Annotated in this window: 30 protein-coding genes and 1 pseudogene; 6 read left to right on the top strand and 25 right to left on the bottom strand. The window is 70.1% G+C overall.

The genetic code is table 11. The features are described from left to right. Positions 1 to 65 precede the first annotated feature (65 nt). The 3 genes from OG247_RS31950 to OG247_RS31940 form a co-directional block, all read right to left on the bottom strand. Positions 66 to 1,835, bottom strand: a complete 1,770-nt coding sequence (locus OG247_RS31950) for an IS481 family transposase (RefSeq protein WP_327255426.1) — start codon at positions 1,833 to 1,835, stop codon at positions 66 to 68. Positions 1,836 to 2,022: 187 nt separating this feature from the next. Beyond that, positions 2,023 to 2,412 (bottom strand): hypothetical protein, encoded by a 390-nt coding sequence (locus tag OG247_RS31945; RefSeq protein WP_327255425.1) that lies wholly within the window; start codon positions 2,410 to 2,412, stop codon positions 2,023 to 2,025. 181 nt (positions 2,413 to 2,593) lie between these two features. Continuing rightward, positions 2,594 to 2,815, bottom strand: a complete 222-nt coding sequence (locus OG247_RS31940; protein WP_327255424.1) for a hypothetical protein — start codon at positions 2,813 to 2,815, stop codon at positions 2,594 to 2,596. A 208-nt stretch (positions 2,816 to 3,023) separates the two neighbouring features. Here OG247_RS31940 and OG247_RS31935 point away from each other — a divergent pair. Further along, positions 3,024 to 3,236 (top strand): annotated as a pseudogene (locus tag OG247_RS31935) (NF041680 family putative transposase); the annotation flags it as partial. A 357-nt stretch (positions 3,237 to 3,593) separates the two neighbouring features. On the opposite strand, the gene OG247_RS31930 reads toward OG247_RS31935, so the two are convergent. The 22 genes from OG247_RS31930 to OG247_RS31825 form a co-directional block, all read right to left on the bottom strand. Further along, positions 3,594 to 4,187: a DUF317 domain-containing protein gene (locus tag OG247_RS31930; protein ID WP_327255423.1), complete on the bottom strand. Its 594-nt coding sequence runs from the start codon at positions 4,185 to 4,187 to the stop codon at positions 3,594 to 3,596. Between the two features lie 168 nt (positions 4,188 to 4,355). Then, positions 4,356 to 4,652 (bottom strand): hypothetical protein, encoded by a 297-nt coding sequence (locus OG247_RS31925; protein ID WP_327255422.1) that lies wholly within the window; start codon positions 4,650 to 4,652, stop codon positions 4,356 to 4,358. Positions 4,653 to 4,754: 102 nt separating this feature from the next. Beyond that, positions 4,755 to 5,108, bottom strand: a complete 354-nt coding sequence (locus tag OG247_RS31920; protein WP_327255421.1) for a DUF317 domain-containing protein — start codon at positions 5,106 to 5,108, stop codon at positions 4,755 to 4,757. 228 nt (positions 5,109 to 5,336) lie between these two features. After that, entirely contained in the window at positions 5,337 to 6,353 is a 1,017-nt protein-coding gene (locus OG247_RS31915) for a SpaA isopeptide-forming pilin-related protein (RefSeq protein ID WP_327255420.1), read from the bottom strand. Positions 6,354 to 6,411: 58 nt separating this feature from the next. Beyond that, positions 6,412 to 7,197 (bottom strand): DUF317 domain-containing protein, encoded by a 786-nt coding sequence (locus OG247_RS31910; RefSeq protein ID WP_327255419.1) that lies wholly within the window; start codon positions 7,195 to 7,197, stop codon positions 6,412 to 6,414. Between the two features lie 50 nt (positions 7,198 to 7,247). Further along, positions 7,248 to 7,745 (bottom strand): hypothetical protein, encoded by a 498-nt coding sequence (locus OG247_RS31905; RefSeq protein WP_327255418.1) that lies wholly within the window; start codon positions 7,743 to 7,745, stop codon positions 7,248 to 7,250. 28 nt (positions 7,746 to 7,773) lie between these two features. Next, positions 7,774 to 8,625, bottom strand: coding sequence for a DUF317 domain-containing protein (locus OG247_RS31900; RefSeq protein WP_327255417.1), 852 nt, complete (start codon positions 8,623 to 8,625; stop codon positions 7,774 to 7,776). A gap of 29 nt (positions 8,626 to 8,654) precedes the next feature. Continuing rightward, complete coding sequence (locus OG247_RS31895) at positions 8,655 to 9,899, bottom strand: ATP-grasp domain-containing protein (RefSeq protein ID WP_327255416.1); 1,245 nt, start codon at positions 9,897 to 9,899, stop codon at positions 8,655 to 8,657. A gap of 34 nt (positions 9,900 to 9,933) precedes the next feature. Continuing rightward, positions 9,934 to 10,293, bottom strand: coding sequence for a hypothetical protein (locus OG247_RS31890; RefSeq protein WP_327255415.1), 360 nt, complete (start codon positions 10,291 to 10,293; stop codon positions 9,934 to 9,936). Positions 10,294 to 10,440: 147 nt separating this feature from the next. After that, positions 10,441 to 11,703: an MFS transporter gene (locus OG247_RS31885; protein WP_327255414.1), complete on the bottom strand. Its 1,263-nt coding sequence runs from the start codon at positions 11,701 to 11,703 to the stop codon at positions 10,441 to 10,443. A gap of 92 nt (positions 11,704 to 11,795) precedes the next feature. Beyond that, positions 11,796 to 12,467: a winged helix-turn-helix transcriptional regulator gene (locus OG247_RS31880; RefSeq protein ID WP_327255413.1), complete on the bottom strand. Its 672-nt coding sequence runs from the start codon at positions 12,465 to 12,467 to the stop codon at positions 11,796 to 11,798. Beyond that, complete coding sequence (locus tag OG247_RS31875) at positions 12,464 to 13,318, bottom strand: winged helix-turn-helix transcriptional regulator (protein ID WP_327255412.1); 855 nt, start codon at positions 13,316 to 13,318, stop codon at positions 12,464 to 12,466. The genes OG247_RS31880 and OG247_RS31875 overlap by 4 nt, the downstream gene beginning before the upstream one ends. 38 nt (positions 13,319 to 13,356) lie before the next feature. Further along, positions 13,357 to 13,647 (bottom strand): hypothetical protein, encoded by a 291-nt coding sequence (locus tag OG247_RS31870; protein ID WP_327255411.1) that lies wholly within the window; start codon positions 13,645 to 13,647, stop codon positions 13,357 to 13,359. 115 nt (positions 13,648 to 13,762) lie between these two features. Continuing rightward, on the bottom strand, positions 13,763 to 14,170 hold the full coding sequence (locus tag OG247_RS31865) for a hypothetical protein (protein WP_327255410.1): 408 nt from the start codon (positions 14,168 to 14,170) through the stop codon (positions 13,763 to 13,765). Further along, positions 14,167 to 14,613 carry a hypothetical protein gene (locus tag OG247_RS31860; protein ID WP_327255409.1) on the bottom strand — a complete coding sequence of 149 codons (447 nt, stop codon included), beginning with the start codon at positions 14,611 to 14,613 and terminating at the stop codon, positions 14,167 to 14,169. The genes OG247_RS31865 and OG247_RS31860 overlap by 4 nt, the downstream gene beginning before the upstream one ends. 162 nt (positions 14,614 to 14,775) lie before the next feature. Continuing rightward, positions 14,776 to 15,483 carry a hypothetical protein gene (locus OG247_RS31855; protein ID WP_327255408.1) on the bottom strand — a complete coding sequence of 236 codons (708 nt, stop codon included), beginning with the start codon at positions 15,481 to 15,483 and terminating at the stop codon, positions 14,776 to 14,778. A 24-nt stretch (positions 15,484 to 15,507) separates the two neighbouring features. Next, entirely contained in the window at positions 15,508 to 16,203 is a 696-nt protein-coding gene (locus tag OG247_RS31850; RefSeq protein ID WP_327255407.1) for a hypothetical protein, read from the bottom strand. Beyond that, positions 16,164 to 16,610: a GNAT family N-acetyltransferase gene (locus tag OG247_RS31845; RefSeq protein ID WP_327255406.1), complete on the bottom strand. Its 447-nt coding sequence runs from the start codon at positions 16,608 to 16,610 to the stop codon at positions 16,164 to 16,166. The genes OG247_RS31850 and OG247_RS31845 overlap by 40 nt, the downstream gene beginning before the upstream one ends. Before the next feature lie 92 nt (positions 16,611 to 16,702). Further along, positions 16,703 to 17,338, bottom strand: coding sequence for a DUF3631 domain-containing protein (locus OG247_RS31840; protein ID WP_327255405.1), 636 nt, complete (start codon positions 17,336 to 17,338; stop codon positions 16,703 to 16,705). Further along, positions 17,335 to 17,811, bottom strand: a complete 477-nt coding sequence (locus OG247_RS31835; RefSeq protein ID WP_327255404.1) for a hypothetical protein — start codon at positions 17,809 to 17,811, stop codon at positions 17,335 to 17,337. Before OG247_RS31835 ends, OG247_RS31840 begins: the two co-directional genes overlap by 4 nt. Further along, on the bottom strand, positions 17,808 to 18,446 hold the full coding sequence (locus OG247_RS31830; RefSeq protein ID WP_327255403.1) for a DUF4913 domain-containing protein: 639 nt from the start codon (positions 18,444 to 18,446) through the stop codon (positions 17,808 to 17,810). The genes OG247_RS31835 and OG247_RS31830 overlap by 4 nt, the downstream gene beginning before the upstream one ends. A 144-nt stretch (positions 18,447 to 18,590) precedes the next feature. After that, a complete protein-coding gene (locus tag OG247_RS31825; protein ID WP_327255402.1) occupies positions 18,591 to 19,343 on the bottom strand; it encodes a DNA-methyltransferase in 753 nt (250 codons plus the stop codon). 469 nt (positions 19,344 to 19,812) lie between these two features. On the opposite strand from OG247_RS31825, the gene OG247_RS31820 reads away from it, so the two are divergent. The 5 genes from OG247_RS31820 (at position 19,813) to OG247_RS31800 (ending at position 25,046) form a co-directional block, all read left to right on the top strand. Continuing rightward, on the top strand, positions 19,813 to 20,943 hold the full coding sequence (locus tag OG247_RS31820; protein ID WP_327255401.1) for a C40 family peptidase: 1,131 nt from the start codon (positions 19,813 to 19,815) through the stop codon (positions 20,941 to 20,943). Between the two features lie 147 nt (positions 20,944 to 21,090). Beyond that, on the top strand, positions 21,091 to 21,399 hold the full coding sequence (locus OG247_RS31815; protein WP_327255400.1) for a hypothetical protein: 309 nt from the start codon (positions 21,091 to 21,093) through the stop codon (positions 21,397 to 21,399). Next, positions 21,399 to 22,094, top strand: coding sequence for a hypothetical protein (locus OG247_RS31810; RefSeq protein WP_327255399.1), 696 nt, complete (start codon positions 21,399 to 21,401; stop codon positions 22,092 to 22,094). The genes OG247_RS31815 and OG247_RS31810 overlap by 1 nt, the downstream gene beginning before the upstream one ends. 29 nt (positions 22,095 to 22,123) lie before the next feature. Then, positions 22,124 to 23,476 (top strand): SCO6881 family protein, encoded by a 1,353-nt coding sequence (locus OG247_RS31805; protein WP_327255398.1) that lies wholly within the window; start codon positions 22,124 to 22,126, stop codon positions 23,474 to 23,476. Positions 23,477 to 23,576: 100 nt separating this feature from the next. Continuing rightward, entirely contained in the window at positions 23,577 to 25,046 is a 1,470-nt protein-coding gene (locus OG247_RS31800) for an SCO6880 family protein (RefSeq protein ID WP_327255397.1), read from the top strand. Positions 25,047 to 25,052: the final 6 nt, after the last annotated feature.

Genomic DNA, 25,052 nt, shown 5'->3' with positions numbered 1-25,052 from the left:
CATGAGATTTTGGACAGGTTGGCTCCACGACATGCTTGATGTCACCGGGACATACTGGACGGCTGTTACGGCTCGGCGCGGTTGGGCGCTCTGAAGCCGGTGATGGGCTTGTCGCTCGTTCGGGGGTGAGTGGACAGCTCGACGTCACCGTCGAGGACTCGGAAGCAGGTGTCCTCAAGGATGATCATCACGGTCTTCCCGGCGTGTGTGCGGCCGATTCGTAGTCGCTGCCCGCCGAGCATCACGCGGCCGTCTGGGGGCACTTTGCGCCGGGTCCGCAGAGTCTGTGCGGAGGGTGGGATGACCATCGTGCGCGGGCTTCGGGCGCCGCTGATCTGCCGTCGCTTCTCCGGTGGGATTGGCGCGGGCATGGTCTTGATGACGCGGCCGTCGACGATGACGTGCATCAGCTGGCTCTCGAAGCGCAGAGTGGCAGGCTGTCCGGCCAGATGGTGCGCGATCTTCACTCTCTGGCCGCCGAGCCCGATGGCGCCGTCCCTGTCGATGACGCGGTCGACCTCGACCACGAGAGCGGGCTTGGCCTCATCAACCAGCGCGGGAGCCGCCGGCTCAGGCCCTGCGATGCTGCCGCCCCGCAGCACCAATGCCTTCAGATCGGCTGCGGTGAGCTTGGAGGGTCGGGTGCGGGCGAGGACGCCGTCGATGAACACGTGGATGCTGCGTTCGTCGGCCCAGATGGTGGCCGTGCGCCCGCCCAGGGCGGCGGGGAATTTCATCTGCTGGTTGTTGGGCAGACAGAGCCTGCCGATGGGCGAGATCGTGGCTTCGAACTGGACGGCCCGGATGTGGGACTCGTCGACCGGCAGCCGCGGTGATGGCAGCAGGGAGGGAAGCTGTGGCGCCAGCAGCTCGGCCACTGCGGACGTCCGCGTGTCCTGCGGCTCGGGCAGGTGGACCTCGCGTTGCTGATTCTTGGTGTCGGCGGGGCGGAACGCGGAGGCTGGGGTGGCCATCTGCAGGGCCTGGTGCGGGCGCTTGTGGTTGTAGCCGTGGACCCAGGCATCGATTGCCGCCTGTGCTGTCCCCTGGTCGGCGAACGGACCGACATGGTCCAGGAGTTCACGGCGTAGTGACTTGTGGAACCTTTCGATCTTCCCGGTCGTGGTGGGTGAGCGGGGCTTGGTTAACCGTGCGGTGATGCCGTTCTCCCGGCAGATCCGCTCGAAGAGCACCTCGGCCGGGAACGGCTTGGTGAAGCGGCCTGTGAACTGTTTGCCGTTGTCGGTCAGCACCTCCGACGGCACTCCGTAGGTGGTCATGGCCTCGGCGAACGCGGTGCATACCGCACGTCCGGACGGCTGGGCGACCACTTTGGCGATGACGATGAATCGGGAGTGGTCGTCGATGCCGGTGACGAGCTTGCACTCGCGGCCGCCGGCCAGGAAGACACCACTCATCAGGTCGAGCTGCCACAGCTGCATCGGAGCATCTCGCTGCCAGCGCTTGTAGACGCGGCGGTGATTTTGTTCCTGGTGGTTGATCAGCCCGTTGCGGGCCAGGATGCGGTGCACTGTGGACCGGCCGGGCACCGGCTTCAGGCCGCGCTGACCGAGCTCGTAGGCGATGCGTCGGGCTCCCCAGCGTGGATGGGTCCGGCGTAGCTCGCAGACCAGGGCCTCGACCTCGGGAGCCACCTGGTGGGGCGAGGAGTGCGGGCGGCGGGACTTGTCCACCAGCCCGCCCAGTCCTCCGGCGTGGTACCGCTCGACCCAGGTGTACACAGTCTGCCGTGACACTCCGAACCGGCGGGCCACTTCAGCGACGGGGGCTCCGTCCAACATCTGCAGCACCGCCCGGTACCGGTGCTCGGCCATCCAGTGCCGGTCGTCCACTGGTTCCGAATCACGTGATTCCGCCACAACACAGTCAACGAGTCACGGCCGTCCAGGATGTGCCGAGACCTTCAGAAATCTCGTGAGACCGTCAAGCATCAGTCTGGTACAGAGTGTCCAACTTCTCGCGGGACTTCACACTCCGGGGAGAACTAAGTGGCCGTTGACATCAGCGCCGGCCGCCGCCGATGCGGCGGTCGTCGGCCAGTGCGGTCAGCGGGCCGAACTCGCGGGCAAGCTGGTTCCACGTCAGAACCTCGCCACAGCGGGCCGGGAACTCCTTCGGGTTGAACTCGGGCATGGTCCAGGTGCCTGTGCCCCGGTCCCGCAGCCACAGGTCCCCGTCACCGTCGACCACGGTCGGCGGGGCCGGTACGGGCTCGGCCTGATCGGTGGGCTCCCAGGTGACCCGGCCCGGGTGGGAAACGCGGCGCAGCTCGGTGGTGGCCAGCCGCGCGGCCAAGTCACGGGTGGACTCTTCGGCGTCCTTGACCGACGCGAGTCGGAATGCGTCGTCAAGTACGGGCAGGGCTGGATTCTTGCTGCGCTTTGAGCTCATACGCTGACTACCTCCGGTGGGGGGCGTCACATCCGTTATGGCACCCCGTAGAGGAACACGGTATCCGAGGCGTGAGCCGGGCCGGCTACGACATCTGTCCAGGTGGAGGCGCTGGCACACCGGGCGGTGGGGCTAGGTGGTGAGCTGGTCCTGGACGGGGCGCAACCCGTGGTGGTAGCGCTCAGATATGGCGGTCCGGGTCTGAGAAGGTGAGGCCGCCGGGGGCGAGCGGACGTCGGGCCGGGGCGGGTGCGGGCTCGGGCTCGGTCTCGCCGGGCGGCTGGCGGAAGTCGGCGCCCTGCTCGACCGGCATCAGCCGGCGCCCACCCGCCTGGGCGGGTACGGGAGCGTCGGAAGCGGGCTCGGAGAAGGTGGGCAGCGAGAGCGGTCGACGGTCGGTCATGATCCCTAGTCTCCCAGGTCCGGCCCTGCGGGTAGGGCCAGGCCGCTATCAGCGGTGATAGTGCTCTGGCCCTGGCCAGCAGGGCCAGGCTGGTTGTTTCAGCTCACCAGAACAGAGCGGTTAAGCCACTGCTACCGCCGGTGAACCGGACCGGACCGCCGAGGCCGGGCGGCACACTGCGCGGGTGACCACGACCCCCGCCTGAACCGGGTTCAGAAACCTCCACGCTCAGACCCCGACGCCAGCGCGTGCGCCCAAACCCTCCCGACCTGGCCCCGGCCGCCCACTCGGTTCAAGAAACAGCCGTTCGGCAACCCGTCACGACGTGGGACGGGTCCTCGCAACCGGCGAGGCGGACACCAGACCCGCCCATCACAAGAAGGGCACCAAGCCCCGCCGACTGGACAAAATGACAAGCTAATGGCACCGGACCCGCGATGGCCGCGACATTCGCCCCGCCTGCTGGATGAAAGAACGACGATGATCTCCAACCGCCACGCGACTCCCGCCCAGGTTCGGGGCGCCGAGTGCTCAGTATTCGCGAACACAGGCGCTTTCGTCGGCGACTACATCGGAGACAGCACCCGAGCCGAAATCGCCTACGCCCGGTCGCTAGGCAAGCCCGTGCGGTTCACGCACCCCGAAGTCGACCCTGACGCCTGACCGCCCGCTGCCACCTCGACGACCACGGCCGGCAGCCCGCCGCCTGACCGTCTCGCGGTGGCTTCGGCCGCCGCCCACCCCACACCCTCCGCAGGCATCCGTTGGAATTGATCATCTAGGGCATGTGGCTGACCCTGAGGCACCGCTCGGAGACGGCCGGGAGGGTTCGGCGAGGCACCGGTGCAGGAGCGACGAGCGCCTCGGCGAAGGTGCTTACGAGGTCATGCGGTGCCGAATGGCTGAACGCCGCACACCACAGGTACGGCCTTGCGAGGTCCGGCTGCGACCAGGCCATCCAGCCGGGAAGGTCTGGGCGGGGGTCCTGGTCCTCGATCCCGGCGGGAAGAACTGTCCAGGACCAGCACGAGGTGTTCGAGACGTCCCAGAAGGTGAGTTCCGGGTCATCGGCGTCAGGTGTCCAGTCCGCGGATGCCAGGACCTGCGTGACCGCGTCGCTCCCGTCGAAGCCCCACGCCGGCTCTTTCCTCGCGTCCAACGCGAGAGCGAAGGCTGTGAGCGCTTCGTGGGGGATGTCGGCGGTGAAGTACGCCGTCCATGCCGCGATGCCGCGGTCGGGGGCTTCCCGCGCGGAGATTTCCCATGCGATCGGGAGGTCGCCCAAGCGGGTGGTCAGCGGGTCGGCCAGTACCCACTCGGCGCTTCGTAGCTGGTCGGGGCTGGAGTGGAAGAACGACTTGCGTGCCGTCATCCAGCAGGACCAGCCGGCGCCCGTCAGGGCGTTCCCGACGGCCTCGGCGAGATCTCCGTCATCCCCTGCCAGGTGCCGGGGGCTTGCCCAGAGCCAACCGGTGTTGGGGGTGCTCGGTTCGGGCGGGGTGTGGGAGTACAGGGGCGCCTCCAGGGGCTCGGTGGCTGGTCATGCCGGCCGTGCGGATCGGCGTACTGCTCGGCGGCTGAGGGAGGCAGTGCCCGTGGGCGGGTGCCAGGTCAGGGCCTGCGCGATGGCGGGCGGAAGAAACTCGCCCTGTCCGGCTTCGCCGAGGAAGACCACTTGGCGGCCGTGTCCGTCACGGGCCTTGACGATCTCTCCGGCGAAATGGACGTACGGAAACTCCGGGTTGATCGCGAGGAAGAACGGAGCGTCCCGGTCACAGGACGAGAGACGGTCGATGATCTCGCCAACGGTCACGGCGCGATGGGTCGGTGATTGCACTGCTGCTCCTTCTGGACACGCCGAGGCACGGCGTATGAAGCACGGGACAGGTGGGTGAGGCATACGGCAGCGACCGGGGCCGGTCCTGGCCGTCGTTGCGCATCAGATGCGCCGGGAAGTCGCGAGTACGGCCTCGACGGCGGCAGCCACGACGGCAGCGGGGGTCTCTGTGCTGAACGTCGCCCGATAGCCCTGCACGGTGGCCGTGCCGGTGACGGCGATCACCCAGCCGGCATCGCGGGCGCCGGGACGGCCCTCGGGAAACCAGCCGAGGTAGAAGCGGCCGTCCTTGCTGGCGACGTGTACATCGGCTCGGTCGTCGACGACCAGGCTGAAGTCGTCGGCGGTGAAGTGGTCGATGATCTGGGTGGGGTGTCCACGGCCGAGGAGCCACGTGCGGATCCGCAGGGCCTCGATCGTGGTGGAGAAGCCGGGCTGATCGCCGGCGTGGTTCATGGGCGGCTCCGTGCTCGGAAGGGGCCAGGAAGACACCCACTTTGACATGCACCTGCGATGGTGTTCCAGCGTGTGAGGCGCTCTGCTGCTCTGCTGTCAGCGATCTCCCGCAGGAGGAACGGCCCGGTCTGTGCGGACAGCACAAAGCGAGGGCGGCATCCCCAGTGGGAATGCCGCCCTCGCGTGCGTTATTCGGTTGTCCCGCCGTTCACGGCGGTGCTGCGTGTGTCAGGAGGCGTCGTCCGGCTGGTTGGCCCGTCGGCGCCGAACAGCCCAGATGGCGCCGCCCCCGGCGCTGATCAGAAGGCCTCCCGCCGCGGCGAGCCAGCTGGTGGAGCCGGCGCCCGTACGAGCGAGCTGACCGTCCGAACCGGCGGGGGGCGTGGGCGTGCTGGTCGGGGTGTCGGACGGGGCGGGGGTGCTGCTGGTGTTGTCCGGGGTCGGGGTGGCGGGTGCGGAGGTGTCGGGGGTGGGCTTGGGCTTGGTCGTGGGCGGCTTGCTCGGCTGCTGGGTCGGCGGGGTGGTCGCGGTGGGCGTGTTGGTGAACTCCGCGGTCGTACCGGCGGCGGGCTTCGCGGTGACCTGGACCGGGCTCGAGTCGAGCTGGTAGCCGGAGGGTGCCTTGGTCTCGGTGGCGGTGTAGGCGGAGCCGGAGCGGGCGGTGACGGTGAGCTGGGCCTTCGCGGTGCCGTCCTTGCCGGTGGTCAGGGTGACGGCTTCTCCCCCGGTGCCGGAGGGCCGGATGTTGATCACGGCGCCGGCGAGCGGCTTGCCGGTGGTCTTGTCGGTTTTCTTCACCGTCAGTTCCGCGGGCTTGAAGGGGTCGACGACGGTGACGGGGGTGACCTGGCCGGGGGTGACGATGATGTCCCGGTCCTCGGCAAGGTCGTGGATGGCGCTGCCGGAGTCGGTCTCCTTGAGCCGGTAGACGCCGGGGGTGACCTTCTCGAATCGGAGGATGCCGTCGGCTCCGGTCTTGCCCTGCAGAGCCTTCGTCCCGTTGACGGTGTCGAGGAGGCTGAACTGGGCGCCTTCGAGCGTGGCACCGGCGGGGTCCTTCTTGTGGATCTCGACGCCGCCGGGCTCCGGCTCGGGCATGCTGCGCGGTGCCGGGGCCGAGGTGGAGGGGGTCGGCTCGGGTGCCTCGGCTGAGGCCGAGGGTGCCCAGGTCAGGGCTCCCGTCGCGGCGGCGGCAACGGCGATGGCAGCGGTGGGTGCCTTGCGGCGGGCGGATCGGCTGGACAACGGGGGTCTGCTCCTTGGTGGGTTGGCTCAACGGGTTGCCGGCGTATGGCCGGGCGAGTCAGCGGGCGCGGGCCGCCGTGTTGTGCGGGGGCGCCGGCGGCAGGGCCGGGGTGCTGGCGGGTTTGCGGTCCGGGACGGAGGACAGTCGGGCGAGGCGCCTGGTGTGGAAGGGGACTTCGTCCACGGCTCGTGTGAGCGGCTCCTCCGCGACCAGGGAGGCGGTGAAGGCCGCGACGTAGGTGACGGGGGTCCGGCCGGTGAAGGATGCTCGCCACAGCGGTTCAACGGGGTAGCCAGCGGTCAGCGTCCACATCGGCTTATCGAGGTCGGTGGCGATGTACCGGTGTTCGAGGAGTGCCATGCCGTCCGGGCTGCGGAAGCGCTGGGATCCCCTATGGCTGACGGTGTGGTTCCAGCCGGAGTTGAGCAGTGGCAGGTACGCGGCGACAGGAGGGGTGTCGTCGTCGAACAGCATGTCGCTGTCGCTGTAGGCGTCGTCCAGGTAGAAGTGCAGCAGCTCGGTGTGGAAGTCCCAGATCATCTCGACGGGGGTAGAGGCGTCGAACTTGGCCTTCCAGGCTGCCGGTTCGAAGGGCTGCTGGTGTGCGGCGGTGATCCAGACTCCGTCTCCGGCTGCGCCGCCGGGGTCGGCGAGGAAACCGGACCGCAGCCTCATGCAGGGGCTGGATGCCACTTGGTACCCGTCCTCAGGGCAATGGAATGTCCAGTCGTGTTCACCGCTGTTGTGGGGGAAGGGCCATCCGTCGAAGACCTGGTCCGATCCGCGGCCGGCGAGGTGCCGGGCGTGGACGGACACGATCTTGTCCGAGGGCAGTGGGTTCATGGGGTCGGTCAGTTCCGGTCCGTTCGTCGGTGGGGTGGTTCGGGCATCGGCTATCGGTGGCGGCCCTGGACGGTGGTCTTCTCGGCGAGCGGCAGCGCTGTGGTGCGGGCAAGCGACGTACCGGGTGCGCGAGGAGGGGTGGGGCGGGTGGAGAACCAGAGGTCGGCGTAGCGGGTGACGGCGGCCTTCAGGCGGGTCCAGTCCCCGCCGGCCCAAGGCGCCGGGCCCGATGCGCGGGGGTTGAAGTCCCGGAAGACGGCGTAGCCGTCTGATCGGTCCGTCCGGCCTGCAGCCCTGTCCCGTGTGCTGAAGGTGCCGTGGTCGGCGAAGGAGAGCGTGATCTCGTCGATGGTCCCGCGGTCCGCGTGGACGATGCGCAGCCGCAGACCGGCGTACTCCCCCTGTCGGATGGTGGGCTGGAAAGAGATCCTCAGGAGGAGCGGGCTGGTCGGGGCGGGGGCCGCGTAGTAGCTGTTGCCGACTACGGCACCGTTATCGAAGGTGAGGGCCAGTTCCTGGGTGAAGAAGGCTTTCGGTGACAGCGCCATGGACGTGGGGCCTCCTGGTTCGGCGGAATCAGCGGCGGGCAGCGGGGCGGGCCGGAACGGGGAGTCGGGCACCGGGAACCGTGGTGGTCGACCAGCGGTGGACGCTGGCGGGACGTACGGTCGGGGGTGTGCGGAGGCGTGCGAGGTCGAGGGGGGTGGGTGTGGGCGGCTTCGGTGGCACCACGGGTGTGAGCTGGGCGTGCCGCTTAGTCATCTGGGACAGCTCGCCCTCCCACCGCAGTACGGGCTCGGGGTTGACGACGGCGGTGGCGGTGGCGGCTATCAGGTCGACCGGCGTGCGGCTGCTGAAGACGGCGTACCAGGAGGAGTAGGAGCGCTCCGGCCCGCCCCATATTCCCCAGCGCGTGTCATTGGTTACCAGCTCGCGTGCGTCGTCGAGGGGGCCGTGGTCGAACCAGGCTCCGGCGAGTCCGTCCGGGGAGGTCAGCTCCAGGCGGCCGGGCGCGATGTGAGTGCTCCAACCCGCTTCCATCAGCGGGCCGAAGCCCCTGCTGACACCGCCGGGGCTGCGCAGGTCCGAGCCGTCGTCCCTCTGGTAGGCGGCGACGAGCTGGATGGTGAAGGCGGTGACGAATTCGGTGGGGGCCTTGTCGTTGAAGGCGGCGGCCCACCGTGGTGCACCGAAGTGGTGCTCGTACGCGCTGATCTTCCACAGGGCGTCGTCGTCGCCCTCCGGCATGTAGCCGATCCGCACCCGCTGGTCAGGGGCAGGGAGAAAGACGTTTCCGTGGTCGTCCCAGCTCGGTTTCCATCCCGCGTCGAGGGCGGGCTGGAGACCCGGGTCGCCCTCGACGGTAGATCCGGCCAGGTAGCGGGGGCTGACGTAGTAGTCCCCCGCGGGTTCGTCGGTATGAGTCATGGGGTCCTGGGGCATCGGCGACGGTGCGGCTAGCTGAGCTCGCCGGCCGCGAGCGTGGTGAGGGTGATGTGGGCAGCGGTCTGTGCAAGGCGCTGCTCGACCTTGGCGACGTCGTAGCCGGTGACGACGTAGAGCCCGGCCCGCGCGACGTCCACATCGCCTTCGGGCGGCAGAACGATCTCGTCGCCGGGGCTACGGAGCCACTGGAGGCGCTCCAGCCACAGGGCGTTGTCCATGAACTGCTCGTCGACGCCGCGGTGGGTGAGGATGCCGGAGGCTTCCGGGTACAGCAGGGTGATGCCGGCGGCGCGGATGCGGGAGGGGGCCAGGTCAGGAGTGACACCGCAGGCGAGATCGGCGGCGGCGAGGGGCAGGTCGATCCCGGTCGCGAGGCGGACCAGGTGGCCGATGAGGTCGCCGCCGATCCTGCCGTTGACCTCGATGATGCGCGGACCGGTGGCGGTCAGGCGCATTTCGACGTGCTGGACGCCGTGGTCGATACCAAGGGCCCGGATGGCTGCGGCTGCGATCGGCGCCACCTGGTCCAGGAGCGGATCGGCCCCGTCCACGGTGTGCCCGATCTCCTCGAAGTACGGGGCGAAGCCGAGCTGCTTGCGGGTGACGGCCACGGCGGTGGTGGAGCCGTTCTGGGTGACGCATTCGACGCTGATCTCCGGGCCGTCGAGGTACTCCTCGACCAGGACGTCCGTGTTCTCGCCGCCGTGCAGGGCCGCGCCGGTGGTGGCGAAGGCCAGGGCGCGCGGGAGTTCCTCGACCGCGTCGACCCGGATGACGCCGACGCTGCCGGCCTGACCGGCGGGCTTGAGGACGACCGGGTAGCCGATCCGTTCGGCTACGAGCGCGGCCTCCAACAGGCTGGCCACCTGGACGGAGCGGGCGGAGGGAACCCCATGCCGGGCCAGGAGCGTGCGCGTGACCTGCTTGTCCCGGCAGTTGTGCATCACTGCGGGCGGGTTGGACTTCACGCCGAGCGCCTCTGCCAGGTGAGCGGTGGCGACCAGGAGGACTTCGTTCCAGGTCAGGACGCCGGCGATGGTGTGTCGGCCGGCCAGGGCCTGCCCGGCCGCGAGAAGGGCATCCGGGTTGTGCGGGTCGGCGACCTCATGGTCGATGACGTGAGGTTCTTCCCAGGTGATCGGGCTCGGCGTGATGACGACGACGTCGTAAGCCTCGGCGACCTGTTCGAGACAGTAGCCGCGGTAAACGGAATCACCGGGGGCAACGACGAGGAGGACAGGGTTCTGATGGGTCAAGTACAGCTCCAAGAAAGTGGGGTTCGAGAGCGGTTCAGCGGTGCGCAGCTCGGTGGCCGGCAACTGCGCCAGGAGGAGCGGCCTGTACCGGGAGCACAGGTGCGACGGCGGGAGCTGTGGTGGGCAGATGGTCCACCTGTCGTACGAGTGCGGTGGCGAGCTCGATGGGGTCGATGCCCATTTCTTCGGCCTGCATCCCCAGCAGTGCTTGGACGCGGTCTTCGGGGAGGGCCGGGTGGTTCTGCGTGTACATCACGGTCCACTCCTCCTTGCAGAAGATCGCGAACGAGGCGAGGTGCATGACGGTGGTCCGCTCCGTGCTGGCGTCGGCGGGCGGGACGTACAGCTCGCCGCCGTTGTCCGTCACGGTCTGGAAGCCGAGCCGCTCGAGCACGACGGCTGCCTGCGGCAGATCGCCGAGCAGGGCAACCCAGAGCGGTCGTACGTGACCGGGGGTGTGGCCGTACAGGATGTCGGGGCTGGTGAGGTCGTTGATGACGTGTCCTTGCGGTGGTGGGTGTGGTGAGGGCGAGCGGGGTGGTCAGGCCGCCTGTGTGTACGCGGCCCGGGTGGCCAGTGCGGGGTCGTGCCGCATCTGCCAGAACGCGACGGCGAGGCCGAGGGCCTGCAGTGCGGCGCAGACGGTGAGGACCTGGCTGAGTAGGTTGGCCGGGGTCAGAGCGACGAGCAGGCCGGCCACCGGGAAGGGCAGCAGCATGATGAGGATCGTGACGGCGAGGGTGCTGCCGAAGACGGCTTCGGGGATGAGCTTCGAGCGCAGCGTGCGCAGCACCACGGTCATGCCGCCCTCCCCGGCCATGAGCACGGCGACCAGGACGAGCAGCTGGGTGTAGGCGTCGGCCTGGGCGACGGCGATTCCGGCTGCCGCGGCGATGGCCGCGCAGACCGCGCCGACGGGCCAGAGCCCGGCGCGGTCGATGGCGAAGCGGCAGACGGCGACGGCGAGGAGGGAGGCTGCCGCGGCGGCGGACCAGATCAGTCCGACCGAGGCGCTGGTGTGGCCCATCTGCTGCACGATCAGGACGGGGGCGGCGGCCTGGAGGGTGCCGGTGGCGATGTTGGAGACGGTCAGTCCGGTGATCAGCCAGGCCAGGGCCGGGAGGGAGCGCAGGGTGGCCCAGCCGACCTTAAGTCCCTGCATGGGCGAGGCGGAGACCTCGGCGGTGCGGTGGAGGCGGTCGCGGGGGGCGAGGGAGGCGGCCAGCAGTGAGAGTCCGGCGATCGTGAGGAGCATGCCGGTGCGTCCCGCGTACTGCAGGAGCAGGCCGCCGGCGGCGGGGCCGGTCAGGTTCGCGGTGTTGTCGATGCCGAGGAGGACCGACTGGATCTTGTGCTCGCTGTCACCGGCCTTGCGTCCTGCGAGTGCCCCCGCGGTTTCGGCGGCCACGTAGCTGTATTCGGTCAGTACGCCGGTCACTGCGGCCAGGCCCATGACGGCGATGGTGGCGGGCAGTCCGTCGTCGACCAGGGTGAGCGACGCGACGGCGGCCAGCAGCACCAGGGCCCGCAGGGTAGCGGCCATCCGGAAGACCCGCGTGCATCCCCACCGGTCGACGGCCGCGCCGGCCCAGGAGAACGCGGCGAGTCGGGGCACCCACTCCAGGGTGAAGGCGATCCCGGTCAGCGCTGCGGATCCCGTGGTGGCCAGGACCAGCAGGGGGATGGCGTACGTGGCCATGCTGAAGGACACGGCGTCCGCGCAGCGCGGCAGGTAGATACGGCGCGTGATGCCGAAGTTGGGGATACGGGCGTGGCGGCCACCGACGGCTCTGCGACGAGTCATGATCACTTTCAGCGGGAATGCGGCCCTGCCTGCGGCGGCCGGGGGCGGTCAGCGGGCAGGAAGTGGCCCACGATGCGAAGCGGGGAGAAGCGCTACCGGGGGAAGCGCGGCGCCGGGGTGGAGCTGGCATGGGCCGGCGGGAGGGCGGGGCCGGCGACGTGGTGGAGCGCTGTGGTCGGCCTGCCCGGACGGCGGCCCACGGCGTCCATGACGACCTGCGGGTGGGCGGCTGCCCAGCTCGTGAGGACGGCCAGCGCCTGACCGAGTTCCCCTCCGGCCTCGGTGAGCGTGTACCAGCCGTTGGAGCCGGTCGCGATGAGACCGGCGTGAAGCGCCCGCCGTGCCCGGTATCCGTACGGCATGGCCGACGGGGCTTCGAGCAGGCTCACGGTGTGGCGGTCGCGCAGCAGGTAGAGGGTCGCCTCGACCCGGGTGACGAAGTCGGTCTGCGCAGTGGGGTAGTGGTGCCTCCGTGCCCAGCGGGAGAAGGCTTCGTAGACGTCTCCGAGGTCCTGGCCGGCCTGTGTGAGTTCGACGGGGCTGTCGTCGTCGCGGCGCTCGCGCACCTGGAGGAGTCCGCGCTGGCGAAGGGTGCGCAGCCCGTGCTGCAGGCTGTCTGCCGGGATATCGGGGAAGGTGGCCTGAGCGGCTCGGTGCGGGATGGGCCCGTTGTCGTCGATCTCGCTGATGATCCGCGTTGTCCACCGCAGGCTCAGCATCGCGGCGGCGCTGACCGCGTCGGCGGCCGGTCGGGGTGTACTCATCGGGCCCGGCCCCCCATCGAAGAGCTGGCCGCGGCGGGGCGGGCGGGCTGGGCGTGGGAGAACAGGTTGCCCGCCCGCACGCTCGTGGCCGGCGGGGCTGCAGCGGGGAGGGAACGGTTGGCCGCCCACCGGCCATCGGGGAGCTGCGGGTCGGGGGCGGTCCGCTCGGCCCACAACGGATGCTCGGCCTGGGTCCGGCGGCCGGCGCCCCACGCGGAGAGCGAGCGGAAGACCGGGGCAAGTTCCATCCCCTGGGCGGAGAGCTGGTAGTCGCTGTGGCCGAGCCGCTCGACGAGTCCGTCGGCGACGAGCTGGCGCAGCGGCGAGTACAGCAGGGCGGTGTTCCCGCCGGGGAGCACCATGGCTGCCAGGTCCCGGCCGGAGGCGCGTCCCTCTGAGCGCAGCGCCCACAGCAGCGGGGTGGCGTGCTTGGGCGTGATGAGGGTCAGGACGTCTTCGGCGTTCTGTGCCGGGGGTATCCGCTCGACTTCCAGCTCGCCGGTCTTCCTGTTCGGCTTCGTCTCCTTGTCTAGGTGGCTGTCGCCGTAGGACGCGAGGGCGGCGATCACGCCGGTGAGGGCATGGCCGCGAGCCGACAGGCGGTAGTTGACGTGGCGTACGTGCTCCTGGCGGCGCTCGACGAGGCCGTCGGCGGTGAGACGGGCGAGCCGGGGGGCGAGCTGGCCGTCCTGGAGCATGCCCAGGCGGGGCTTGATCTCGGTGTAGCGCATCGGCTGGTCGCTGAGGGTCATCAGCGTCCATACCGTCCAGCGCGGGCTGAGCATCTCCAGGCTTTCACCGACCCGGGCGAGGTCGGCGGTAAGGGGACGGGGCAGGCCGGTGGTGGGCAACGGAGGTCTCTCCAGGGGTGCGGGACGGCGGGACGGTGTCAGTGAGCGCGCGCGGCCGGTGCGGTGCGTGCGGCGGGGGCAGGCACCGTGGCGGCGGGCGATTCGTTGCGGCGCAGGCCCTGCAACGCGGCCGTGAGGGCCTTGGTGTGGGCGTCGCGGGCGGTGACGGACTGGCTCAGCCGCTGGGCACAATCAAGGATGTGGCCGGCGGCGAAGGGGCCGATCTCTCGGCCTTCGCTGGTGAACTGGCGCAGGCGGTCCAGTTGGAAGTCGATGTTCCGTTCGGCGAAGACGAGGTCGGCGTGGATGCCGAGAAGGCCGCAGAGCAAGGTTGTTGTGGAGGCCCCTTCGGCATGACGTACAAGGTCGCTCAGGGGACTACCGAAGAGGGATTCGATGCGGTCACGGAGGGCGTCGGATGTGTCGTGGGGCAGTGCTTCTCCTTCACGAGTGACGGATTGGCGCCGGGGCGACAGCGGGGGCGGGCCGGACCGTCGGGGGCGGTGGCCGGAGGTGGTGCCGCTCGGGTCCGGCTGCCGGCATGGAGGTGAGGATGTTGGTGAGCGCGGACAGCAGGCCCGTCCGCGCGTCCACTGCGGCGTCCAGCCATTGGGCGTCCATCCGCAGGTCGTCCGGGTTCAGCTCGCCGAGGTCCCGTTGCGGAGCGGTGGACTGGTGAACGCGGTCACGGAGCCGAACGAGATGTTCCTCGGCGACGGCGAGGAAGGCCCTGAGTTCCATCACGCGGTGCAAGGCGGGCTCCGCAAGGCCCGATGTGGCGCGCTGGTACAGGAGGCCTACCGGGTGTCCGAAGGCCGACTCGATCGCCTGGTCCTGCGTGGTCGGCTTCAACGGGACCGCCCCTGAACTCCACTGCCGACACTGTGCGGTTGGGCCGCCGCGACGGCGGGAGTCTGAATCCGGCGGGCGGCCACTGTGTTCGGCCGGGGGCCGCGCTCGGGCGTGTCCGCCATGACGGTGTCGAGCAGCGCCTTCAGGATGACGGCGGGGACGTCGCGTTCCACGACCGCAGTGTTCACGCGGTGGGCAAGCTCCCATTGCCGGGGGGTGAGTTCCCCGGGCTCGGCGCCGAGGGCCACGACGAGGTCGTCCTCGGCCTGGTGCAGCCTGTCCTGCGCGGCGGCCAGCCGTCCGTACCAGCGGAGCGCTTCCGCAGCTCCCGGACGGGACCGGCCCTGGTCGTGGTCGCGGGCGAGGTCCGGCAGCGTCCGCTGGAACGTCGTTTCGATGCTCTGGGCGAAGAACTCCAGCACATCCTGCTCGCCGTCGGGCACAGAAGACTCCTCTCGTACAAGGTGGGCGGGGTGGCCGCACATCTGGCGCGCACAGCGCGAAGTGCTGGTTCCAGAATCCGGAGAATCCGTGAATTCCGAATTCACGGATCCGCTGGTAAAAGGCCTTGCCCGGGTCCGCCCACTGCGCTGGAAGCCGGCAGGTCAACGGCGGCGGGGAGCGGCTCTGCTTGCGGGTGGCGCGGGAACGGCACGTTGGGGCAGCGGTGTTGTTGGCGCCTTCAGCCGAACACCGTCCGGGTCGTTGAAATACGACTCGGCGGCGTCATAGGTGGGGAATCCGCCTTCGCGCAAGGTGTGGGTGAACTGCGTGAGGTCTGCCTCTTCCACAAGAACCCGGAAGGGGTGCGGGTCCTTGTCGTCGAGGGCTCGAAGCAAAGCCGTGATCTGGGGCCGGTTCGAGCTGTCGTTGGTGTAGCTGTCGATCAGGGCGAAGCGATGGCCGTCGCCGACGAGTCGCTCCTGCAGCGCGGTGGTCGCCTCGTCGGCGGGCGCGGTTCCCATGCCCGGCGGCAGGCGGATCCCTTCGCGCGGGCAGCCCCGGGACACGAGCCAGGACTGGGCCATGGCCGGCAGAGGCAGCACGGCGTGCTCGAACGTGAAGGTTCTCTTGCCGGGGTCGCGGGCGATGTGCAGGGCGATGACCTGCGGCTCGCCGGGAATCCCCCAGGTGGCGGTCCCATCGTGCAGGACGTGGAAGCTGTGGCGGGCGTCGGCCGAGTGATGCTCGGCCAGCGCCGTCAGCATGTCCTCGTCGGCGTCGATACGGCCGTAGAAGTGTTCCTCGACCTCGTCGCTGGCCGCTTCATAACCGTCGAGCCGGAAGTCGGGGCTGTACTTGGAGGGTGACACTGAATCGGATCTCTCTCGGATTGGTTATCGCAGCTGGCGGTTCCTGCGGACTTCCGCCGCCGCAACATGGGACGAGCCGGTCGGTGCTGAGCGCGGTCCACGGGCTCCCGCGAGTACGGCGCGGCCGGTCTCGGTGAGGAGGACGGGCTGGCCGGCGTGGATGGGGTGTGAGGTGTCGCGGACGACAAGGTCGGCCTGTTCGAGCCGCTCGAGGACGTACTGCGTGATCCTGGTGCCGGATTCCGTGGCGACGGAGAGGCGGCCGGTCAGCAGGTGCTGGTGGAGCTTGGCGCCGCGGGCGATGGCCAGCAGGGCGGCGTAGTCCGGGGCGTTCACGTCGGGAAGTCCGTCGGGACGTGCCGTTGGGACGTTTCGTTCGACTGGCTCCAGGGCTGTGACGGCCTCGGCGTGCAGGGTGTCCCGCACGGCCACGGCTCCCTTGATCTGGCCGACTACCCGGTCGACTCGGGCCAGCAGGGCGGCATCGAGTTCGAACTCGCCGCTGGCCAGGCGCTGAAGGAGGGTCCGGTGGAAGGCGAGGTCGGTGTGCGCCTTGGCCAGAGCGCGGTGCGCCCGCACCAGGCGTGCGACCGGCTCGTCGAGCAGGCCGCGGTCGTGGTGGTCCCACAGTGCGTCGACCGTGGTTCCGGTCGCGGCTTCGATGCGGCCGTCAAGACCGGTCAGGGCCTTGCGGACGCCGAGCCGTGTGGCTGGGGGCATGGAAGTCCTCGTCGGGTGGGGCGGGAGTGGCTGGTGACGTCGGACAGCGACAGCCGGAGTTCGGTGTGGCTGCCGTCGCGCAACGTGGAGGCAGGACCCAGGCGGCGAAGGAGGCCCAGCATGGGGGCGTTGGCCTGCCCGGTGCAGACGCTCAGGGTGTGAGCTCCGCCGGCCATCGCGTGCCGGGCGGCGAAGCGGACCATCCCCGTGCCGATACCGCGGCGGTGGAGGTGGTCGGCAACCTGTACGCCGAGGTCGACAACGCCGGGGCTGTGCTGGAGGCGTCCGATGGAGACCAGGGCGATCACCCCGTCGCCGGGCGCGCTGGCGGTCCAGTTGTCCGAGGCGCGCAGGAGGCGCTCGAAGTCCGGTCGGCGGATCCGGAGCCGACCCCACCTGCGGTGCATCGACTGCTCGCTACACCGCAGGAGGAAGGCCTTGACCGCGTCCCAGTCTTCGAGACGCGCCCGGTGGATCGAACAGGTGGCGAACGCGGCGCTCAGAGCGGCTGGCTGTGCAGGGCCCGTGCGAGAGCACGCCGCGAGTACGCCTTGCGCCGCCGGCCGTCGGAGAGATCCGTGTTCCGCGGATGGATGTCGTACGGGGCCAGCAGCTTCGCCAGGCGTACGGGGGTGATGTCGGCATACTTCCAGCCCTTGCCTGCCACGCCCGGTACGCCCGTCAGCTCGGCGACCAGGTCCATGGAGGCCATGGCCTGCGGGTTGCCCCGTCGGCCGAAGGCGTTGAGGCATTCCACGACCAGACGCGAAGAGGTCGTAGGGCCGGAGCTCTCGGCTGCACTGCTGGTGCGGCTCGCCGTCTGGTCCGAGCAGCACCGGGACGGGGCTGCGGCGCCCGTCGGGGGCTCCGTGGTCCGGATCACGTCCAGCAGCTCCAGGAACGTGCTTCGGCAGGCGCAGCCGGACGGACGGGGTGCCACAGTGCCGGAACCGCGGGGGCAGCCGGAGTACGGGCTGCCGGGGGCGGCCTCCGGGCGGTCGGCACAGCAGGCCTCTCGCTCGCATCGATCCTCGTCGAGGATGTCGAGGAGACCTTCGAGGATGCCTTCGATGGCTACGTCGATGATTCCGTCGATGAAGGGGGTCAAGAGGTCGTGCTGGGAGGGGACGGTCAACGGGAGATGCCTCTCGTGGGCGGGACGATCGGGGCGGGTTGAGGGATGCCGGGCCGTGTGGCGGGTACGGGCAACGGGCTCGCGGCGTGCACGGTCGTGTGCGGGGAGCGGGAGCGGGCCGCGTGGGCGAGGGCGCTCAGGGGGCGGCGTTCCCGGCCGAGGCGGGCTGCCACGGTGTCGTACACGTCGTAGCCATCGCGTGGGCGGATGGCCACGACGTAGACCTCGGTGGGGTGCGTGGCACCGGTCGGGGCGGCGCGCAGGGCGTAGACCATCCGCCATTCGGCGCGGTGGTCGACGTAGGTCTTGCGGAATCCGGACAGGTCGCCGGTGAGTTTGGCGCCCTGGCGTACGCCGGTGACCGCGTCCTGGAGCTGGGCCAGGGCAAGGTCTCTGATGTCGCCAGGGGCCGCCAGAAGGTCGTTCAGGGCGCGAGGGTCGAACGACAGCCCGTACTGGGGGGCGGTGTTCATTCCGTCTCGCCGGGGTAGGCGCGTCCGTCCCCTGAGGTCGGCTGGAGCGGTGCGTCGGGGCGCGGCAGAAGCCGGTGGGAGCGCCGTTCAGGGTCGGTGGTGCATGCCGAGAGCGGGCCGCCGGGGGCACGGACAGCCGCCACGGTGTGGGTGAGGAAGTCCCGGTGCCACACGGCGGGGCCGGAGGGCCCGGCCTCAGGGTCCATGTGCTGGCCCCAGGCCAGCCACAGCGCGTGTAGCCAGCCCACCACGTCCAGGTGTTCCTGCCACTCGTGGCACCACGGCGTGGCGGTGGTGATCTCCGAGCCGTACACGCCGAGGAAGATGCGCTGCACCCAGTCGGTCAGGCCGTCCAGTTCGGTGTCGAAGTCCTCGCCGTCGAGGGTGAGGATGAACCGGGGCTCCGGCGGCGGGGGCGGCATCATCGGCATGCTGGATCTGGCCGGCATCGCCGGGAACCCGGCGAAGGGTGACGCCGGCATGGGGTCGGCGGCGAGGCTGTCGAGCAGCCGGGCCTGGTCGGCCGACTGCTCCATCAGCCTGCGGACCGAGGCTTCCAGGTCCTCCAGGTCACCATCGGCCATTCGGATCGGCTCCAGCTGTCCCTCGTCGTGAGGGTCTATGGATTCGGGCACGGGAAACTCCTTTGAAGCCGCACGGGGCGCGTAGGGAAGGTGCGTTCAACGATGCGGAGAATCCGTGAATTCCGAATTCACGGAAGTGCTGATAGAGAGCGACGGGCTGGCGGCGGCGCTGATCCGCCACCAGCCCGTCGGCCGTCAGGCCGCCAGCGTGCAGTCGCCCTGCGCGAGGGTCTGCGTCAGCGTCTCGGTCAGCCGGTCGGCGGCGATCTTGCTGTACTCGGGGGTCTTCTCGACGCCGATGAAGGAGCGGCCCTCCAGGAGCGCGGCCACGCCGGTGGAGCCGGATCCGGTGCAGAAGTCGAGGACCGTGCCCTGCTCCGGGCAGATCTTCACCAGCTCACGCATCACCGAGACGGGTTTCTGCGTGATGTGCTTCCGCTCCGCGCCGGAGGGCTGCGAGGCGCTGTACAGGCCGGGGAGGTAGATGGCCCGGGAGTTGTCCATCGGCCCCTTGGACGCCCACACGATGTACTCGCAGTCCTGGCGGAAGCGGCCCTTCTGCGGCCTGGCCTGCGGCTTGTGCCAGGTCAGGATGCCGCGCCAGAGCCATCCGGCCGCCTGGATCGCATCGGTGGTCACCGGCAGCTGTCGCCAGTCGGTGAACAGCAGCGCCGTACCCGTGGGCTTCGTCAGGCGGTGTGCCTCGGTCATGATCTGCGTCAGCCAGAAGCCGTAGCTCCTTTGGTCCATGTTCTCGCCCGTGAAGTCCGGCAGCGTGTGGCCGGCATCGTTGGACGTGTACTTCTGCCGCGCGGTGCGCGTGGTCCGCTCCTTCGCCGTCCGGCCACCGCTGTTGTACGGCGGGTCGGTGATGACGGAGTCGACGCAGGCATCGGGGAGAGTGGCGAGCACGCTGAGCGCGTCGCCCTCGTGGAGGGAAAAGGGCAAGGGGGAACCGTATTTCGGTAGGTGACGTGGGCCCCGACCGGCATTCAGACAGACCTCGGCCTCACACGGATTCGCAGAATCCGCGGGCAGGGAGGGGACGTCGGGGATGGGCAGGAGCCTAGGGCACGATCCGGGAATCGCCTCGGCGCCGATCACTATTTCGGCATTCCCGATTCCGGCCCTAGGGTTTTGGAAGACCCGCCGGGAGACCCGGATGGGACATCCCCTCCCCTGCCGGAGATCCCTCATGCCCAGCATCACCTGACACCTGTGCGGACCAGCGTCGAGCAGCAACTCGACCTGTGGTCCCGCGCTGTTGATCGCCTACCAGCCGGCCGAAGGCCCTTTCCGTCGCATGCCAGTCCTGCGGCCGGCGCTCACTTCAAGGACCCATCACCGTGGCACACCCATGCCTGAGTCCGCCCCGTGGACTGCGCTGCGGCGCTGATACGCCGCCGGGCGGGCCGGATTGAAATCGATAGCCGCCATCATCGGCGTCGCCTGTCTCTCCCCCGTCCTGCTCGCCGGTACCGCGGCCGTCGCCGCAGCCGGTTCGGCCGGACGGTCCTCCAACTGCTCCACAGGCAAAGGCCTCGACACGGCCGCGGTCGCGAAGGCCGTCGAGGCCATCCTCGGCGGCAAGGGCGGCACCAGCCAGGACGTACACGTCGAAGGGCTGGAGCTGCCCGCCGAGCAGATCCCGCACGCCAAGACCATCGTCGCCACCGGCATCTCCCTCCATGTCCCCGAACGCGGACAGGTCGTGGCCCTGGCCACGGCCATCCAGGAGAGCCGCCTGCGCAATCTGAACGGCGGCGACCGGGACTCACTCGGGCTGTTCCAGCAGCGGCCCAGCCAGGGCTGGGGCACCCCCGAGCAGATCCGCGACCCGGTCTACGCCGCCACCAAGTTCTACAACGGGCTGCTGAAGGTGCACGGGTGGGAGCAGATGACCATCACCCAGGCCGCCCAGGCAGTCCAGCTCAGCGGCTTCCCGGGCGCGTACGCGCAGTGGGAACCGCTCGCCCGCGCCCTGCAGCAGGCCATCGTCAAGACCCTCCCCGGCGGCAACGGCACGCCCGGAACCGGCGGCACCCAGCCACCGGCAACCGGCGGATGCGCCGGAGGCGGCGACCTCGGACCGATCCCCGAAGGTGCCGTCCCGGACGGGTACGAGATCCCCAAGGACGCACCCGAGAAGGTCCGCACCGCGATCCGCTGGTCGATGGGCCAGCTCGGAACGATGTACCAGTGGGGCGGGACCTGCACGAATTCCCACGGCCCGGACCCGATGGGCCGGTGCGACTGCTCCAGCCTGACCCAGCAGTCCTACAAGGCCGCCGGCATCACCCTCACACGCACCACGTACACCCAGGTCAAGGAAGGCGACCCGGTCCCCGCATCCGCGATCCGGCCCGGCGACCTGCTGTTCACCCGCCCCGGCCCCTCCGGCCCCGAGCACGTGGCCATGGCCATCGGCACCGCCAAGGGCACCCCCTTGGCGATCGAGGCACCCCGGACCGGCAAGCCCGTCCGGATCGTCACCCAGGCCAGCCTGGGCACCATCATCGCCGTCCAGCGGATGGTCCCCGCTTCCTAGCCGCCGCCTGCGGCTTCCCCTCCCGGCCTCGCGGCCGGATCTCCCGCGGCCTCGCGCTGCCCTCGCGCGCCTTCGCCGCGCCCTTCCCCCTTCTCGCGCCACCCGCACCGGCCAAGAGCCGTTGCCTGCAAGGAGTCCAGCACACCCATGTCGTCCATCGACCGACTCATCACCCTTGCCTACGACCCGGGCATCACCCCCAATGAAGGCGGCCTTCCGGGCCTTTCGGTCCTCAAGAGCGTCGTCTCCTCGATCAACCTGTACGGGATCATCGCCGTCGTCGGCGCCCTCGCCGTCTCCCTGGCCGTCTGGGCCTGGGGCCACTTCACCGGAGGCCACAACTCCGAGGCGACCGGCAAGAAGGGCGCGGTCGTCAGCGCCGGCGCGGCCTTGGGTCTCGGCGCCGCCAACGGCATCGTCATGTTCTTCTCCGCCCTGGGATCGCAGGTCAAGTAGTGGCGAAACGATCCCGCACACGGGCCCGCCCCCGGATGTACCTGCACACCGGGCACTGGTCGTCCAACCGGCGCATCACCGTCCTGGTCGTCGGCCTCACCGCGCTCGTGGCCTTCGCCGGCCTCGCCGCGTGGTGGACCGGCCGAAACGACACCGCGGACCGGACCAGCACCCCAGCTCCCGCAACCAGCTCTCCCGGCCCGTCCTCCCCCGACCCGTCGGCCGGCGGGACCGGCGGCGTGGCCAAGCCCCCGCAGATCGCTGATCCGCTCGTCTACGCAAAGGCCGCGGCCCAGGTGCTGTGGACGTACGACACCCGCACCACCACGCACGCCCAGCAGTTGGAAGGCCTCCGCGCCTGGGTCACCCGCGAGAGCCAGTACGCCGACTGGACCGGCGTCCAGGCCCAGATCCCCGACCCCGTCCTGTGGTCGCGGATGCACGACAACGGCCAGCACGCCACCGCCCTGATCAGCGAGGCGCACTTCCCCAGCTCCTTCAAGCAAGCACTCGCCGACGACCCCGCAGCGCTGACCCAGGCGTACATCTACGTGGTCACGGTCACCGGCAAGCAGCAGATCACCTGGAACGGCGGCGGGGCCGGAGCCGAGGACCGCACGGCCACCCTCGCCGTTCAATGCCGGCCCAAGACGGACTGCTCCCTGGTCGCCATCGCCCCGAGCGTCCTGCCCTGACCCCCACCCACGAGAGGAGGTAGACCCCTGTGGGCTTCTGCGACCTGCCCCTGGCCAACAAGTTGTGCACGGCTGCCGACGTCATTGACTTCGCTAACAACCCCGGCAAGGCGATCACCGAGGGCATAGGCAACTGGATCGCCAAGAGCATCGGTGAACTCGCTGCCGCAGCCGCCGACCTGGCAGCCGACGCCATCGACACCACCACCAAGGTCGACCTCAACGCCACGTGGTTCCGCGAGAACTACGAGATGTTGTTGCCGATCGGCTTGGTCGTCCTCGTCGCGACGATGTGCGCCCAGCTTGTCCGCGCGGCCTTCCGCCGCGACGGCGAGGCCCTGCGCCAGGCGTTCACCGGCACCGCCTCGGGCGTGATCTTCGCGTTCGGTGCCATCGCCCTGACCACTGTCGCCATCGAGGTCGTCGATGCCCTGAGCGACGGTCTCTTCGCCGCCGCGGGCACATCGATGAAGGAAGCCGTACGGCGCAGCATCAAGGTCTCCCAGATCGGCGGTCTGGCCGGGCTCGGGTGGATGGTGCCCGGCATCGTCGGCCTAGGAGCCGCCATCGGTGCCTTCATGTTCTGGTGCGTGATGCTCGTACGCAAGGTGGGCATTTTGGTCCTGGTCACCCTGGCCGTGTTCGCCGGTGCCGGCGGCGGCTGGGAGGTCGCTCGCCGCTGGCGGCGCGGCTGGATCGAGGCCACCGCCACCCTGGTCGTCTCCAAACTCCTGATGACCGTGATCTTCCTGCTGGGTATCTCCGCCCTCGGCAGGACCGATGCCAAGGACGGAACCGCCGCCCTTGCCGACGTCATGGCCGGCGTGGTCATCATGTGCCTCGTCCTGTTGTGCCCGTACGCCTGCTTCAAGTTTGTTCACTGGGCTGCTGAGAGCACCGATGGCGAGTCGATCCACCGTGCCGGTGGCGCGGGAGGGCAGGTCGCACGGCAGCACGCTGAGAACGCAGCCCGCAAGGGAGCGGCGATGGCCGCGACCGCGGGTACCGGAGGGGCGGCAGCTGCGGCAGGCGCGGCCCCGCAGGGTCCCGACGGCGGAGGCGGATTCCCCGGCGACATCGCCTCGCACTCCACCGGCGGCGGCGACGCCAAGGGCCAGGGCGGGCAGGGCGGCGGGATGTCTCCCGCGATGGACGCCCTGAAGAAGGCGGCGCAGCCGCCTCCGACCAGCGTGCAGCAGGACACCAGCGGCCAGGTCGGCGGCACCTCCGGCGGCCCCGCCACCGGTTCCTCCGGGTCAGGCGGCGACCAGTGGGGCGAACGCGGCAGCAGCTCCCCGCCGCCGCAGGGGAACGCGTCTTCCTCCGAAGGCACTTCAGCCAGCGGCTCGGCGTCAGCGGCGCCCCCGCCCACCGGTCCCTGACCGCCGCCGGCTGACCCCATCCCCGTGGGACGCGCCGCGTCCGCTCCGGCGCGTCCCACGGTTCCACCCGCTGCCCGCCCGCACTCGAACGGTCCACCCCTTGTCTGATCTGACCCTGACTCCCCCGCTGACGGTGAAGTTCCCTCTTCGCTCCCGTCGCGGCATCCTGCTCGGCCTGTCCTTCCCCCAGCTGATCCTGGTGTCCCTGACTCTGGCGCTGCTGCTGGTCACCGTCGTGACCACCGGCCTGGCCGGCGCCTTCGCCCTCGTCCCGCTGTGGGCGGCCATCGCGGCCCTGGCCTTCGTACGGCACAGCGGTCGCTCGCTCATCGACTGGGCGCCGATCATCACCCGTTACGCCCACCGCCGCCGTACCAGCCAGACCTTGTGGCTGGCCCGCGCCGTCTCCCGCCCCCGCATCGACGGCCTGCTCCACCTGCCCGGCTCTGCTGCAGCGCTGCGCGTGGTCACCCCCGAAGGCTCGCAGGCCTCGGCCATCCACGATCCGCACCAGCAGACCCTCACCGCTGTCGCCCGCGTCACCAGCAGGGCCTTCGCCCTGCTCGACCCGTCCACGCAGAACGCCAACGTCGCCAACTGGGGCCGGGCCCTGGCCAGCATCGCCCGTAGCGGGCACGTCGCCACCGTCCAGGTCCTGGAGCGGACCGTGCCCGATTCCGGTGACGGCCTCGCCCGCCACTGGAGCACCCACGGCCGCGCCGACACCCCGGTCGCCGGGCAGGTGTACGCCGACCTGGTCGCCTCCGCAGGCCCGGCCGCGGCCCCCCACGAGTCGTACATCGCGATCTCCCTGGACCTCAAGGCCGCCAAGCGGCTGATCTCGCAGGCCGGCGGAGGGCTGCCCGGAGCGTTCACCGTGATGGCGCAGACCACCAGCTCCGTCGCCCAGGCCGCCCGCAACTCCGGGCTGACGGTCACCGGCTGGCTGACCGCCCGCGAAATCTCCGCGGTCATACGGACCGCCTACGACCCCAAGGCCCTCTCCGCACTCCAGCAGTGGTCCGAGTCCGGCCGCGCCGAGGCCGACCCCGCCGCCGCGGGCCCCGTGGTCCAGATCGAGGAGAGCGACCGTCTCGCCACGGACACCGCCCGCCACGCCACCTACTGGGTCGAAAACTGGCCCAGGACCGAAACCTCGGCCGGCTTCCTCCACGGCCTGCTGTTCAGCGCCGGCGTCCGACGCAGCTTCTCCCTCATCTACGCCCCGCAGGCCCTGTCCGCCGCCCTGCGCGATGTCCAGCGCCGCAAGGCCACGATCATCTCGGACGCAGCCGAGCGGCGCCGCAAGGGCATGGTCGACAGCGAAGAGGACAACGTCGAGTACGCCGACGTGAAGGATCGGGAGCGGCAGCTGATCGCCGGCCACGCAGACGTGGCCCTGACCGGACTGCTCACCGTGACCGCGGAGACCGACGCCCTCCTCGACTCCGCCTGCGCACAGATCGAAACCGCCGCGGTGACCGCCCAGGTCGACCTGCGCCGCCTCCTCTGCCAGCAGCCCGACGCCTTCGCCCTGGCCGCACTGCCCCTGGCCCGCACCGCCCTGTAGCCGACA

Origin of the sequence: Streptomyces sp. NBC_01244 (assembly GCF_035987325.1) — a bacterium.
Taxonomy (GTDB): Bacteria; Actinomycetota; Actinomycetes; order Streptomycetales; family Streptomycetaceae; genus Streptomyces.
Note: the sequence above shows the minus strand (reverse complement) of the source record. Positions and strands in the feature narration are given on the sequence as shown.